Raw genomic sequence first — 217 nt, forward strand, 5'->3', positions numbered from 1 at the left:
GTATGTTCTTTGAAAACTAGATAACAGTGTAGCTCATATTTTTTAATTTTTAGTTTGGTTAAGTTAGAAAGGGCGCACGGTGGATGCCTTGACACTAGGAGTCGAGGAAGGACGGGACTAACGCCGATATGCTTCGGGGAGCTGTAAGTAAGCTTTGATCCGAAGATTTCCGAATGGGGAAACCCACCATACGTAATGGTATGGTATCCTTACCTGA

General features: G+C 43.3%; 1 rRNA gene. It reads left to right on the plus strand.

Annotated features, from left to right (window positions below):
* Positions 1–56 precede the first annotated feature (56 nt).
* A 23S ribosomal RNA gene (locus tag MR113_RS28110) occupies positions 57–217 on the plus strand; the annotation flags it as partial.

Origin of the sequence: Bacillus cereus group sp. BfR-BA-01379 (assembly GCF_022663605.1) — a bacterium.
GTDB lineage: Bacteria > Bacillota > Bacilli > Bacillales > Bacillaceae_G > Bacillus_A > Bacillus_A mobilis.